At 63.4% G+C, this 13567-nt stretch carries 10 protein-coding genes and 1 pseudogene; 8 read left to right on the forward strand and 3 right to left on the reverse strand.

Annotated features, from left to right (window positions below; translation table 11 throughout):
- Nucleotides 1–79: 79 nt before the first annotated feature.
- Nucleotides 80–1543 carry a dynamin family protein gene (locus tag EJ903_RS14050; protein ID WP_126616413.1) on the reverse strand — a complete coding sequence of 488 codons (1464 nt, stop codon included), beginning with the start codon at nt 1541–1543 and terminating at the stop codon, nt 80–82.
- Between the two features lie 703 nt (nt 1544–2246).
- On the opposite strand from EJ903_RS14050, the pseudogene EJ903_RS14055 reads away from it, so the two are divergent.
- Nucleotides 2247–2505: pseudogene (locus tag EJ903_RS14055) on the forward strand (helix-turn-helix domain-containing protein); the annotation flags it as partial.
- A gap of 678 nt (nt 2506–3183) precedes the next feature.
- Here the strand turns inward: EJ903_RS14055 and mepK are convergent.
- A complete protein-coding gene (gene mepK / locus EJ903_RS14060; protein WP_126616414.1) occupies nt 3184–3795 on the reverse strand; it encodes a peptidoglycan L,D-endopeptidase MepK in 612 nt (203 codons plus the stop codon).
- Nucleotides 3796–4157: 362 nt separating this feature from the next.
- On the opposite strand from mepK, the gene EJ903_RS14065 reads away from it, so the two are divergent.
- Both EJ903_RS14065 and EJ903_RS14070 read left to right on the forward strand, forming a co-directional pair.
- Nucleotides 4158–5351 carry a L,D-transpeptidase family protein gene (locus tag EJ903_RS14065; protein ID WP_126616416.1) on the forward strand — a complete coding sequence of 398 codons (1194 nt, stop codon included), beginning with the start codon at nt 4158–4160 and terminating at the stop codon, nt 5349–5351.
- A 1021-nt stretch (nt 5352–6372) separates the two neighbouring features.
- Complete coding sequence (locus EJ903_RS14070) at nt 6373–7392, forward strand: polysaccharide deacetylase family protein (RefSeq protein WP_246015567.1); 1020 nt, start codon at nt 6373–6375, stop codon at nt 7390–7392.
- Nucleotides 7393–7429: 37 nt separating this feature from the next.
- Here the strand turns inward: EJ903_RS14070 and EJ903_RS14075 are convergent, their stop codons facing one another.
- Nucleotides 7430–7903, reverse strand: a complete 474-nt coding sequence (locus tag EJ903_RS14075; RefSeq protein ID WP_246015569.1) for a hypothetical protein — start codon at nt 7901–7903, stop codon at nt 7430–7432.
- A gap of 443 nt (nt 7904–8346) precedes the next feature.
- On the opposite strand from EJ903_RS14075, the gene EJ903_RS14080 reads away from it, so the two are divergent.
- The 5 genes from EJ903_RS14080 (at nt 8347) to lgt (ending at nt 13550) form a co-directional block, all read left to right on the forward strand.
- Complete coding sequence (locus EJ903_RS14080; protein WP_126616422.1) at nt 8347–8739, forward strand: CidA/LrgA family protein; 393 nt, start codon at nt 8347–8349, stop codon at nt 8737–8739.
- On the forward strand, nt 8736–9467 hold the full coding sequence (locus EJ903_RS14085; RefSeq protein ID WP_377006639.1) for an LrgB family protein: 732 nt from the start codon (nt 8736–8738) through the stop codon (nt 9465–9467). Before EJ903_RS14080 ends, EJ903_RS14085 begins: the two co-directional genes overlap by 4 nt.
- 425 nt (nt 9468–9892) lie before the next feature.
- On the forward strand, nt 9893–11593 hold the full coding sequence (gene leuA, locus EJ903_RS14090) for a 2-isopropylmalate synthase (protein ID WP_126616425.1): 1701 nt from the start codon (nt 9893–9895) through the stop codon (nt 11591–11593).
- Nucleotides 11594–11741: 148 nt separating this feature from the next.
- Complete coding sequence (gene rfaD, locus EJ903_RS14095) at nt 11742–12728, forward strand: ADP-glyceromanno-heptose 6-epimerase (RefSeq protein ID WP_126616428.1); 987 nt, start codon at nt 11742–11744, stop codon at nt 12726–12728.
- Between the two features lie 15 nt (nt 12729–12743).
- A complete protein-coding gene (gene lgt, locus EJ903_RS14100) occupies nt 12744–13550 on the forward strand; it encodes a prolipoprotein diacylglyceryl transferase (protein WP_126616431.1) in 807 nt (268 codons plus the stop codon).
- Nucleotides 13551–13567: the final 17 nt, after the last annotated feature.

Genomic DNA, 13567 nt, shown 5'->3' on the forward strand with positions numbered 1-13567 from the left:
TGAATATTCGGATATCGTGATGGTGTAGGCGGTTCGCAAGGACGCTGTAAAGTCTCTTGTCGATGGAGAGAGTTCGCCCTTAGGCTGTCGGCTTTCCGTTCTGCCGCCGCCCTGCCGGATCGGTGTAGATGTCGTTCAGACGCTGAACATGCACCGCCGTCCCCTCACGAATGGCAAAGATCCGTTTTCTGGCTCCAGCGCTCCACCCAGCCGGGCGTTTGGCGAACAGGCTGCGGAAAAAACGGGTGCTTTTCAGGAAACCCTGGCGCAGGTTGAGATCGACATCACCAAAACGGTCCGGCAGGGTGGCCGCCACCGACCGCGCGACAACACCGCGCAGCCAGCCATGGCCTGCCAGAAAGGCCGCTGCGAACAGCCCCAGCGCCGCCGCCAGCCGCACTGGCTGTTCGCCGAACCATTGCGGGCGGGCGTCCATCAGCCACTCCAGCCACGCGCCGACCCCACCGCCAAGCGCGTAGCCCCCGCCACCGATCAGCCCCAGAAGCGCCACAAGCCAGACCGCATCGCCGATCAGCACGCCGCGCCGCCAACGCGCCACCGCAGCGGTCAGGGTGGGGATAACCTCCCCCTCCAGCTCCTTCACCAGGTTGTCAATGGACCCAACGATGCGGTAGGCGCGCGCCACCTCGACCTCGGCGACGCGGGCGTGGATTTCGGCCAGATCGGCGTCGCGCCGGGCTTCGTACCGGGCGCGGCGGGCCTCATCCTCAATCGACACCGCCGATTGCGCATCGTAAATGGCGTAGAAACGGCCGGACACCAGCCCGGCTTGGGCAATCGCCCGCTGCCAGGCCCCGAACACCGCCTCCAGATTGTCCTCCTTGGCGGTGGTGTCGACCTGATTGAGGATGTAACAGACCTTGCGGGCATCAGCCCGGTTGACCGTTTTGGCGACGAGATGGCGCAACGTGTCCTGCATCGCCCCCGGTTCGGGGTGTCGGGCGTCAAAGAAAACCAGCACCAGATCGGACAGATCGACGATGTGATCGACCAGTCGCAGCACGGAGCGCCGTTGATCGTCGGCGTCAAAACCAGGGGAATCGACGAAGATCTTGCCCTTGGTTCGATCGCCGCTGACCGCCTTCAGTTGCAGGTAATTGTCGATGCGCTTGCCCTCACCCGCCGCAACCTTCTCGATCTCGTCAGCGATGCGGTAGAAGGGAAATCGCGGATCGGCGTTCAGCGCCGTGCCGGGCAGCGCCTCTTTCCGGGTCTGCGGCCCATGGCAGATGACGGTGAATTTGTCGTCCACCGCCTGATTGCCGGTGTTTTGCAGCGCCTCGCCCAGATACCCGTTGATGAAGGTCGACTTGCCCGCCGAAAAGGTGCCAAGCACCGCCACCATCGGCCACCAGGGAATCCGGGTGGTCAGCGATTCGTAAGGACCGATCAACCCCAAGCCGACCAAAAGCCGGTCAAAGGCGCGAAAGGTTGGCAGAACCGGCAGAAGATTGGGGTTCTCGGCGCGCAGATGAGCGTCCAACGCGGCGAGTCGCTGGTGAAGGGCTTGCCTGGGGGTCATGACCAAGGGGTGTCCCGCATGGTGTGGGCCAAAGAATCCACCGGACCCGCCGGGGCCGTGGACCAGGTTGAACAGGGCCGCAGGCGACGGGATCCGGCATGACCTTGCTTTAGCACGGGGGGACGGAGCGCCGCTCAGAAAAACGCGCCTGCGCTCATGATCAAGCAGAGCGTCGCCACCCTATGGTTTCCCGAAAGTTAACGCCAACGAATCAAATGCTTATGTTGCAGACACACGGTCCACAGCATCCATCAACGCGCACTAAGCCACAGAAGCCATTCAACAGAAAAAATGTTTCCCGATTTTCAATTTCTTCGAGGTGGCATGATGCATGCCAAAGTCGGTTTATTTTTGATTTGAAACATTCTCTACTCATTAAAATAATTTGATGTCGAACAAAACAAACATCGTGTCTCATGGAAATTCATAATGAACCAGACAGTTAAAACAGAGTTTCGTCATTTTGAATTTGGACACAATCAGTCCATCGGTGGAAATATAACAAAACAATTCATTGTTGAAACACGGAAAAGACCACTGAATGTTGATTTCCACGTTCCTGCCTATCGGAATATGACGCATGGTCTGGAATATTGAAAAGTTTTCTCTTGAAACACCACAAAAGACGTGCAAACAATCTCTTCGTTTCCATAAGAGCAAACCGCGTTTCGAAAGCCAGTTTAAGCATCGGAGACCAATTGAAATGACGGGATCAACAGCGCGCAAAAGAGGGCGACGCGGATCGCCAGAATCGTGGTCTGTTGATGCTCATGTCGGCCAAAGAGTGCGGATGCGGCGAACCTTGTTGGGGATGAGCCAAGAAAAGTTGGGCGAAGCGATTGGCCTGACATTTCAGCAAGTCCAGAAATACGAACGGGGATCAAATCGTATTTCTGCTGGAACTCTGTATCGTCTGGGTCAGGTCCTGGATGTTCCAGTCAGCTTCTTCTTCGATTGCTATGAGGATCCCGATTCACCAAACCGATCCTTGGCTCGCGACGACAACGCCCCGCTGTCTGACAGCCAGATCAGTCGGCGGGAAGCTCGTCTTCTGCGTTTGTGGCGCGCCGCTCCCAGCCATGTGTCGGATGAATTGCTCTCGTTGCTTTCGTCCCTGTCACCGGGTTTGCGTGAGGCCCAGGACGGGGGCGAACCCATCGCCCCCGGCTTTGCCGAGGCAAGCGCCCCATCTCCTCGCCCGGTCGCACCGCCCTCCGACGGGACCACACCGGCAAAGACAGACGGCGCGCGCCGCTACGCTCACATCGACACACCGCCACGCCTGAGATCCAACGGTGATGAGGGAGGGGCGGGAGTCGCGAAAGCCACCAAAATGGATCGCAACAAACCGAGGCGCCGCCACGGCGCTGTCTGGGATCCTGCGGACATCGTGCGCGCGTCCAAAACACAGAACCGAGAGTAACCCGTACAAACAGCCCGATGCGCCTCATCGGAACGCATAAGCCAGCAATCTGACTCACAAAAGAAGCCCGGCCGCGAGGACACGCGCCGGGCTTCTTTTGTGATCCGAAACACTGTTGTGATCCGAAACACTGTTGTTCAGCCATCATCCAGCCGATGCAACGGTCGATCACACCGCAGAGCGATCACTCCGAAGAGCGATCACACCGGAAGGGTCATCACCAGGTGCGAACCGGCCCGGTGTCGAGGTGAACGAACCCGCTGCGCGGGTAATACCCAACGCCACCGGCCTGAATGGACTTGGCAAATTCCGAAACACCGCGCAGAGAAGCGTCGGGCAAGCGGATGTCGATGGCCATGCCACGGGTGTGGTAACTTTCTTTCGCAACACCGCGCGAACGACGGCGCGCCATCGCGTTGGTCTTGCGCGAACGATACCCGCAGATCACCTCAAACGGAGCGTCGGAATCAAGGCTGGCGTGAACACGGGCCAGCAGATCGAACAGGCGCGGATCGTAATGGCAGACCTGCTTGGCGCGGTGATCGCGCAGCAGAACATCCAAGCGCTTCAGAGCGTCAGGCTTGTAATTGCCATCGGCCCAATACACCCCGTCAAAGCTCTCGCCTGTGTTGACGTTGTGCAGGGCCAGCCGCCGAACCGAACCAGCCAGCGGGGCCGCTTCCACAGGGGAAGAACCAAGAACCACCGGGGCAACCGTGGCGGTGATCAGGGTGGGAACCGTGGCCGCCGAAAGAGCCGCTGCGGCAAAGCTCAGGAACCCGCGCCGCCCCATCTCTGGCGCGGCACGCTCATCATCCCCAAAAAGCATTCCGAAACCTCTTTGGCTGTGCGTGACTGGCGAGTCGTTTGGCACCCGCAACCGATCTGCGATCGACCGCCAGCGCCGATCCGGGACGTTCCAAATTCTGGTAATCTTTCCCGGACGGTTATCCGTATAGGGAACGGTTGCGCCCCACGCAATCGAAAAATTCCACAACTGTGTCTTAAAAGCACAGGAATTCCCGCTCCAACTGGCATGGGATTGGCAAGAAGATCACACATCGGAAGGGAATCGGTGTCAAAGCGACACCCATCTCGCCATCACCACTTCCACTGCATAGATTGCTTTCACACCGTTGATGCAGGAGATCCTGTCCGGGACTCCAGCAAGCGTTCAAAAGGATTGCCCGCATGTCCACAGCCGCCACCGTTCGCAAAATCTGGCTGCTCTCCCCGCTCCGGTCGCTGGTTGTCGTTGTCGGCATCGCGGCGTTGGCCTTTGGACTGCTGTCGACTGCGCCATCCGCCCAGGCCACTCCCTTTCGCGACACGCTGACCCAGTGGGCCGACCGCTTGGATTCAGCCGCCGCCGAACTGGATGGCAAACCCGATCTGCTCAGCCCCCGGATCGGTGACGGCAATGTCCTGAAAAAGGGCAGCTCTGGGGAACGGGTTGCCCGCCTGACCCAGCGCTTGATCGAATTGGGTCATCTGCCCGCCGACCAGGCCACCGATCAGTTCACCCGGACGGTGGATGAGGCGGTGCGCGCCTTCCAGACGGCGCAGGGGATGCGGGCCGACGGGTTGGTTGGGGGCGGCACCCGGACGGCGCTGGACCGCAGCCCTGCGGAAGCCGCTGGGCAAATGCGCCAGAGCGCGGCGGCCATGCGCAGCTTCCGCGACAGCGCGCCGGACACCATTCTGCTGGTCAACCTTCCCAACCAGACCACCACGCTGGTGCGCGGCGGCGAGGCAACCCTGTCGATGCGCGCGATTGTCGGACGCCCGTCCCGCTCGACGCCGTTGCTCCAGGACCAGATCACGCATGTGATCGTCAACCCGACCTGGACGGTGCCCCCGACCGTTCTGAAGGAAGACAAACTGCCGCTGCTGAAAGCCAAAGGCACGCCGGGTATCCAGCACGCCATCGTCTATCTGGACGGGGTGGAGGTCGCGCCCGAAACCGTGGATTGGAGCGCGGTCACTCCCGGTCGTGTGCGGATCGTCCAGCAGCCGGGCAATCACAACGCCCTTGGCCGCTTCCGCTTCAATCTGACCAATCCGTACAACATTTACCTTCACGGCACGAACGAGCAGTATTTGTTCGACCGAGAGGTGCGGACGATCAGTTCCGGCTGCGTCCGGTTGGAAGACGCCCGTAAAATGGCCGAGACTCTGTTGGCCGACACCACCATCACCCCCGACCGCATCAACCGGATGCTCGACAAACCCGAACCGCAATGGGTGAAGCTGCCGACCCCGGTTCCCGTCCAGTTTGTCTATTGGACCGCCACCGTGGATGAAAATGGCAACATTCACCTCCATCCCGACGTGTATGATCGCGCGGATGAAGCCACCGCCACCCCTGTCGCCACACGCGCCTAAACACAGCCTGCAGCACAGCTCGCGCCACCATCCCCGCCGATTTGGGGTGGTGGCGTTTTGTTTTTCCCACATAAGCCCAGAATTCGCCATATTTGCGCCCGGACTGTCCGCTTGCCGTTTGAAATAAGGTCTTTCTGATGCTATTCACGCGAAGCTGAAAGCGGCCCTGCGGTTGGTGGTTGGGCCAAACACGGAACACGAGATGTTGAGCTTGCCTGGTCCTGTCGCTTGCCCGCCCCACCGTCGGTATCTGCGGCACGCCCTTGGCCATGCGGTGGTGCTGTCCCTTTTGGCGATTCTGACAACTCCGGTCGCGCACGCCCAGACCCGCGCGGACACCCGGACCGACGGCAAGCGCCCCCAGGTGGCCAGCTTGCCGGTCGGAAAAACGGACAAGGCTGGCAAAGCCAAGGCAACCGCCACCAAATCAACCACCACCGACCGCAAAGCGACCGACCGCAAGGCGAAAGACGCCAAAACCGCGACGCCCGCACCCACTGCCGCCCCTCCTGGCACCGCCGCCAAGCCTGGGATTAGCGTGCCATCCGCGTCGGCGGTCGCTGGCAGCGCCGCATTGGCCATTGGTGTCGGCGCGAACACGGCGCCGGGAAAGCCAATGCCCGTGTTGCAATTGGGCCTTTATTCCCGGGAAAGCGATGCCTGGTACGCGTGGGAAAGCCTTCAACGCCGCCAACCCGAACTGACGCGGGATTTGAAGGCGACGGTCTCCTTCTTGGATGGCAAAACCGAATCCAGCGGGGCTGTGCTGCGCGCGACGGCGGAAGGCGATGTCGACGCGCAGCGGCTGTGCCGCCGTATGGTCGGAGCCGGTTTTGGCTGCCTGCTGGTTGAAGCCCAGCCCCCCGCCACCGGTGGCGCGTCGCAGAACGCGGACGCATCCCCTGCCCGTGCCGCCGCGAATGCCGGATCAGAACCAGTCCCTCCTGCTTCCCCTGCCCTGGTCTCGCCGCCCACGGTCATCGGCGCGCCAGCCCCGGCGGTGGGGACAGTTCCAGCGCCGATGCCGACCACCACCCAAACCGCGATGGCCGCGCCGACCGTGACCGTTCCGGTGACACCGACCGCAAACACAACCGCCACCGCCCCGCTGGCGGACGCGACGGTCAGGGCGGTCGCCCCCATCCCCACCATGCCCCCTCCGTCCGGGACCACATCCATGCTCGCGCCCATCGCAAGCGCGACGGCGGCCCCGATTGTTCCGCCGCCGAGCGTGATGGCGGCGGTCCCACCGCTTGACGGCACGGTGATCTACACCGAAGAAGACGCACGCACCATGGCGGACATCGAGCAGCACGGCCGGACCAAGGGCCGCCTGCGCTCCGTGGTCCCGGATTCGCGCATCGACGTGATGCCCGCCACCTTGAAACGGGAAGGCTGGAATCTGTGCGCCCTGACCTTTGACGATGGTCCTCATCGCACCGTGACCCGCCAGATTCTGGAGGTGCTGAACCGTGAAGGTGTGCGCGCCACCTATTTCCCGGTGGGGCGCGTCGCCCAACACCAGGGCGACCTGATCCGCGATTTCGTCACGAGCGGTCATGAAATCGGCAACCACAGCCTGACCCACTCCGATCTGCGCGTGATGCCCGTCGAAGCGCAGCGGTACGAGGTTGCCGAAACCAACCGCATCCTGCGCAGCTTTGGGGCCAACCCGGTGCTGTTCCGCCCGCCCTACGGTCGCTATTCCCTCAGCCTCCTGGGGGTTGCCCGGAACGAGCAGATGAATTCGGTTCTGTGGACGGTGGACACGCGGGATTGGAAGGTCCGGAACGCGGATAAGATTGTTGAGCACATCAAAACCGCCGCTGGAACCGGCAGCGTGTTCCTGATGCACTCGACCTATCCCAGCACAGCGGAAGCCTTGCCCCGCGTGATCGCCGAACTGCGGGCCAAGGGGTGCGAGTTCGTCACCCTGACCCAATGGCTGGAACGGATGCGCGAGCTGGCGTTGCCCAAGATCGTCAACGCCGGAATGCCCACCCCGCCCGCCGCGAACGCCGCCCCAGCGGCGCGCAACTGATCCACGGCTTCGCATCGCCCCGCACAGGGGCCGCGCCCTATTTCTTGACCGTCTTTTGCTTGGCGCGGATCTGGGCGTATTGACGGATCACGTCTTCGACCTCCGTCGGCAGCATGGTCCAGTTGCCGATCAACCGGCCACCCTGGGTGTCCGTGACCGCAATGGTTGCGGCAAAGGTGAACTTGCCCGCCTGATCATCGACCTTCACCGTCACCCGGGCGTTCTGCCCCTGGATGAGCGAGCCGTCGAAGGTGGTGGTTGCAAAGCCTTTCGTGGTCAGCGCCGCGATGGGAAAGCTGCGACCGTCATACTCGATCAGGCTATGACCGGCACGGGGAGCAGATTTCGCGGGCGTCTTCGTCTTAACCGAGACTTTCAGAAAATCAAACAACCCCATCGTCGAGATCCATCCCCGTTGCGCCGGGGCGGATGCGCCACTGGCCACGTCATTAAACGCAGACCACGCTGCAACGGCAACCGTTTCATGGATGGTCGCCGTTTGAACGGACACCACACCACTCTCCACAGAGTCTGTGGATAAGTGTGTTGGCAAGTCTTCCGCTTGTCCGATTCGGTTGAGCGCTTTCAAGGGTCTCGCTGTGTTTGGTCAAAAAATAGGCAATTTCTGCAATCTATTGATAAATATGAGAAAAGTGTATTTTGCGCGGTGAACGTCAGCAACAGCATGTCAAACGGATTCTGCGCGTTCGGCCTCGTCCACCGCAAAAGCCTTGCACCTGTGCCCTGTTGACAACCAAACAACGCCATGCGTCGCAGCACCCATTGTTGAGACACACTTCGATACCCGACGGCTGAAGTCTTGCCTCCGGATGATGCCGACGCCCCGTCGATCCGACAGACCGGACCAGCAAAGCGCGAACATCCGCAACCCTGCTCCCTGGGATAGTCTGCGGGGCAATCCACCCCCTTTGCCGCGTTGCCGGAGACCGTCTGATGCTCGGAACGTTAACCATTCTGTTGCTCTGCCAGCTGGTGGGGGAGTTGATCGCCCGCCTGTTGCACCTGCCAATCCCCGGCCCGGTGCTGGGCATGCTGCTGCTGTTCGGCGGCCTGCTGATCCGGGGCGGAGTCCCGCGCGCGGTCCAGGACACAGCGGGCGGCCTGCTGCGCCACCTGTCTCTGCTGTTCATCCCGGCGGGGGTTGGCGTGATGGCGCATATGGAGCGGTTGAGCGGCGAGGCGTTGCCCATCGTGGTCGCCCTCTTCGGCAGCACGCTGTTCGGGGTGGCCGTGACCGCCAAGGTGATGGCGCTTCTCGCCCGCAACACCCCACCACGCACCGGCCAACCCGACACCTCCACCCAAACACCGGAAACCGCGCCATGACCGACAGCCTGAACGCCGATCTGCGCGACATCTGGGTCTATCTGTCGGCCAGCCCGCTCGCCGGGTTGACGATGACGCTGGTGGCCTATCAGGCCGGGCTGTGGGTGTTCGAACGCTGCGGACGGCGGCCGGTGCTGAACCCGGTGCTGATCGCCGTGCTGCTGCTGGCCGGGGTGCTGACGCTGTCGGGCATCGAATACCGCACCTATTTCGCCGGGGCGCAGTTCGTCCATTTCCTGCTGGGTCCGGCCACGGTGGCGCTGGCGGTTCCGCTCTACAACCAGTTTCAGCAGGTGCGCCAATCGGCCCGCGCGATGATCGTCGCCCTGCTGGTCGGCTCCTCCGCCTCGGCCCTCAGCGCGGTGGGGTTGGCGTGGGTTTTTGGCGGATCGGCGGCGACGTTGCGCTCGATGGCCCCGAAATCCGTCACCTCCCCCATCGCGATGGGCGTGTCGGAACAGATCGGCGGGTTGCCGTCGCTGACCGCCGTGTTCGTCATCCTGACCGGCATCATCGCCGCCACCTTCGGCACCTGGGTTCTCAATCTGGCGCGGGTGACGGATTGGCGGGCGCGCGGCTTTGGCATGGGGGTGGCGGCGCACGGCATCGGCACCGCCCGCGCCCTTCAGGTCAACGAGGTGGCCGGAGCCTTCGCCGGGTTGGGCATGGGGTTGAACGGGTTGGCCACAGCGCTGCTGCTGCCCACCCTGTACCGCCTGTTCTGGTGAGGGGCGTCGCCTGGTGACGGAGCGCCGATTTTCGCCCAATGGTTGGCCCGCACCGCAATCCGGGGCTTGACAGCCATGCCGCAGCTGCGCACAGTGCGCCCCATGATGACGACCGATCGCATGAACGCCCTTCTTCGACTTGCCAACCCGGCGCTTTGAAGCGTCCGGGTCAACGCGTTCGCATTTCCCTGCCCATCGGTCGAAGTGTCTGTTCCCATGAGTGGTTTTTGTTTCGGCGCTGAACCCGCCGTGTCCCGGCCGAGGCCGGGGCTGCGACTTAGCAACGGTCGTTGAGCCACACCGGCGGCTCCGCGACCGTAGCATCGCCGGTTTCCCATCGCCTCCGCTTTGAACACACCGTCCCGTCCGATCCGCCGAGCGCCAAGAGCCGCGCCGCGATCCGGGACCACAGGAGCCAGACACCGATGACCGCCACCTCGACCGCCGCCACCGCCCCGACCGTCAAGGCCGCCGACAAATACACCCCCTTCCCGCCGGTGAAGCTGACCAACCGCGAATGGCCCTCGCGCGTGCTGGACAAGGCCCCGATGTGGTGTTCGGTCGATCTGCGCGACGGCAACCAGGCCCTGATCGAGCCGATGGGGCCGGACCGCAAGCGCGCGATGTTCGACACGCTGTTGCAGATGGGCTTCAAGGAGATCGAGGTCGGTTTCCCCGCCGCGTCGCAGACCGATTTCGATTTCTGCCGCGAGATCATCGACGGCAACAAGATTCCCGACGGCGTCACCATCCAGGTCCTGACCCAGTCGCGTGAGGAACTGATCCGCCGCACCTTCGACGGCATCAAGGGGGCCAAGCGCGCCATCGTCCACCTGTACAACTCCACTTCGGAGTTGCAGCGCCGCGTGGTGTTCGGGCTGGACCGCCAGGGCATCATCGACATCGCCGTCGCCGGGACCAAGCTGATCAAGCAGTTGGCCGACGAAACCCCGGACACCGACATCGTCCTGCAATACTCGCCGGAAAGCTTCACCGGCACCGAGCTGGATTTCGCGGTCGAGATTTGCGAAGCGGTGATGGCGGTCTGGCAGCCGACGCCGGAGCGTAAGATCATCCTGAACCTGCCCGCCACGGTCGAAATGTCGATGCCCAACATCCACGCCGACCAGATCGAATGGTTCTGCAAGACGCTGAAGAACCGCGAGAGCGCCATCATCTCCCTGCACCCGCACAACGACCGCGGCACCGGCGTCGCGGCGGCGGAGCTGGGCCTGCTGGCCGGGGCCGACCGGGTGGAAGGGACCTTGTTCGGCAACGGCGAGCGCACTGGCAACGTCGACGTCATCACCCTGGCGATGAACCTGTTCACCCAGGGCGTCGATCCCGGCCTGACCATCACCGACATCAGCGAGATCGTGCGTGTGTCGGAATATTGCACGCAATTGCCGGTCCACCCGCGCCACCCCTACGCCGGTGAGCTGGTGTTCACCGCCTTCTCCGGCTCCCACCAGGACGCCATCAACAAGGGGCTGAAGGCGCTGAACAAGTCGAACAGCGGCAAGTGGGAGGTTCCCTATCTGCCCATCGACCCGCAGGATCTGGGCCGCAGCTACGAGGCGGTGATCCGCATCAACAGCCAGTCGGGCAAGGGCGGCATCGCCTATGTCCTGGAAAAGGATTACGGCCTGCAAATCCCCCGCAAGCTGCAAATCGAGTTTTCCAAGATCGTCCAGCGCGTCGCCGACGAAACCGGCAAGGAGCTGTCGCCGGTCAACATCTATGAGACCTTCAAGACCGAGTATCTGGACGCCGACACCCCGCTGGCCCTGATCGAGCACGCGACCGAGCCGCGCGGCCCGAACTCCGGCACCCGTGTGTTGAGCGCGGTCGTCACCCGCAACGGCAAGACCGAAAAGATCAAGGGCAGCGGCAAGGGGCCGGTGGACGCCTTCGTCGACGCGCTGCGCCAGGGCTGCGGCATCGACCTGCATGTGCTGGATTACCGCGAACACGCCATCGGCGAGGGCGAGGACGCGCAGGCCTGCTCCTACTTCGAGGTCAAGACCAGCGACGGGCGCACTTTGTTCGGCGTGGGCATCGACGCCGACATCGTGACCGCCTCCCTGCGCGCCCTGGTCAGTGCGGCGAACCGGGCGATCCGCTGACGCGTCTCCGTTCCTTGCTGTCGGCAAACGACACCCTCCCCCGCCCCCGGCGGTGGGAGGGTGTTGCATTTTTGGGCGGCACCTTGCCCCGCCGCACCGCACCGGCCTATAAGAGCCGGACCAGTCAGGCAGAACAGCGGGTATTGGCATGATCGTCGTCACCGGCGGGGCCGGGTTCATCGGCTCCAACCTTGTCGCGGCGCTTGCGGCGCGTGGCCTGACCAACGTGGCGGTGATCGACCGTTTCCGCGACGGCGACAAATGGCAGAATCTGGCCAAGCGTGAGGTGGCCGCCCTGGTGCGCCCCGAAGACACCATGGCCTTTCTGGACCAGCACGCCGCCGAGATCGACACGGTGTTCCATCTGGGGGCGATCTCCGCCACCACCGAACGCGACGTCGACAAGATCGTCGCCAACAACGTCGCCCTGACGCTTGATCTGTGGCGCTGGTGCGCGTGGCGCGGCTGCCGGTTGATCTACGCCTCCTCCGCCGCGACCTATGGCGACGGGTCGGCCGGGTTCGACGATGACGGCTCGTGCGAGGGGCTGGCGCGGCTGCGCCCGCTCAACGCCTATGGCTGGTCCAAGCATCTGATCGACCGCCGGATCGCCCGCGCGGTGGCCGATGCCGACCTGCTCCCGCCGCAATGGGCCGGGCTGAAATTCTTCAACGTCTATGGCCCGAACGAGACGCACAAGGGCGACATGATGAGCGTGGTGGCCAAGCTGCACCCGGTCCTGTCCGCCGGTCAGCCCGCCCGCCTGTTCAAATCGCACAAGGACGGGTTCGAGGATGGCGGGCAGTTGCGCGACTTCATTTTCGTCGATGACTGCGTCGCCGTGATGCTGTGGCTGTACGACACCCCGTCCGTCAGCGGCCTGTTCAACGTCGGCACCGGGGTGGCGCGCAGCTTCAAGGATCTGGCGCTCGCCACCTTCGCCGCGCTGAACCGCGATCCGGTGATCGACTACATCGACATGCCGGAGCATCTGCGCGGCAAGTACCAGTATTTCACCCAGGCCAGCACCGACCGCCTGCGCGCCGCCGGATTCGACCGCCCCTTCACCAGCCTGGAGGATGGGGTGCGCCGGTACGTTCAGGATCATCTGTCGAAACCCGACCCGTACCGTTGAGCGGAGCCTGATCCGATGGCCATGGCCTTTCCCTCCATCGACCCGGTGGCCTTCAGCCTCGGGCCGCTCGTCGTGCGCTGGTACGCGCTGGCCTATCTGGCGGGCTTCGTGCTGGGGTGGCGCTATTGCCTTTCCCTGGCGCGGCGGAGCGGGCAACGCCCGTCGCCGGAGGATTTCGACGATTTCCTGACCTGGGCGGTGATCGGGACCATTCTGGGCGGGCGGCTGGGCTATGTGCTGTTCTACAACCTCCCCCATTACCTCGAAGATCCGCTGGACGCCGTCCAGGTTTGGCACGGCGGCATGTCGTTCCATGGCGGGATGACCGGCGTGCTGCTCGCCATCGTTCTGTTCTGCTGGCGGCGCGGGCTGTCGCCCTTCGTTTTTGGCGATCTGATCGCCGCCTGCGCGCCGATCGGGTTGTTCTTTGGCCGCATCGCCAACTTCATCAACGGCGAACTCTATGGCCGCCCGGCCAACGATGTGGCGTGGGCGATGGTGTTCCCGCGCGACCCGTTGCAGACGCCACGCCACCCCAGCCAGCTTTACGAAGCCGCGCTGGAAGGGGCGGTGCTGTTCGTTCTGCTGGCGGTGGCGGTGCGCAGCCCGGCCATCCGCCACCGCCCCGGCATGGTCAGCGGCCTGTTCTTCGTCGGCTATGGTCTGGCCCGGATCACGGTGGAGTTTTTCCGCGAACCCGATCCGCAGCTTGGCTTCCTCTTCGCCGGGGCGACGATGGGGCAATTGCTGTCGCTGCCGATGCTGCTGATCGGCGCGTGGCTGATGCTGCGCGGCCAACGCGCCGCCCAGCCCGCCGCCTGATCCGGGGAGACCGCTCC

The sequence above is a fragment of the Azospirillum griseum genome (assembly GCF_003966125.1).
GTDB lineage: Bacteria > Pseudomonadota > Alphaproteobacteria > Azospirillales > Azospirillaceae > Azospirillum > Azospirillum griseum.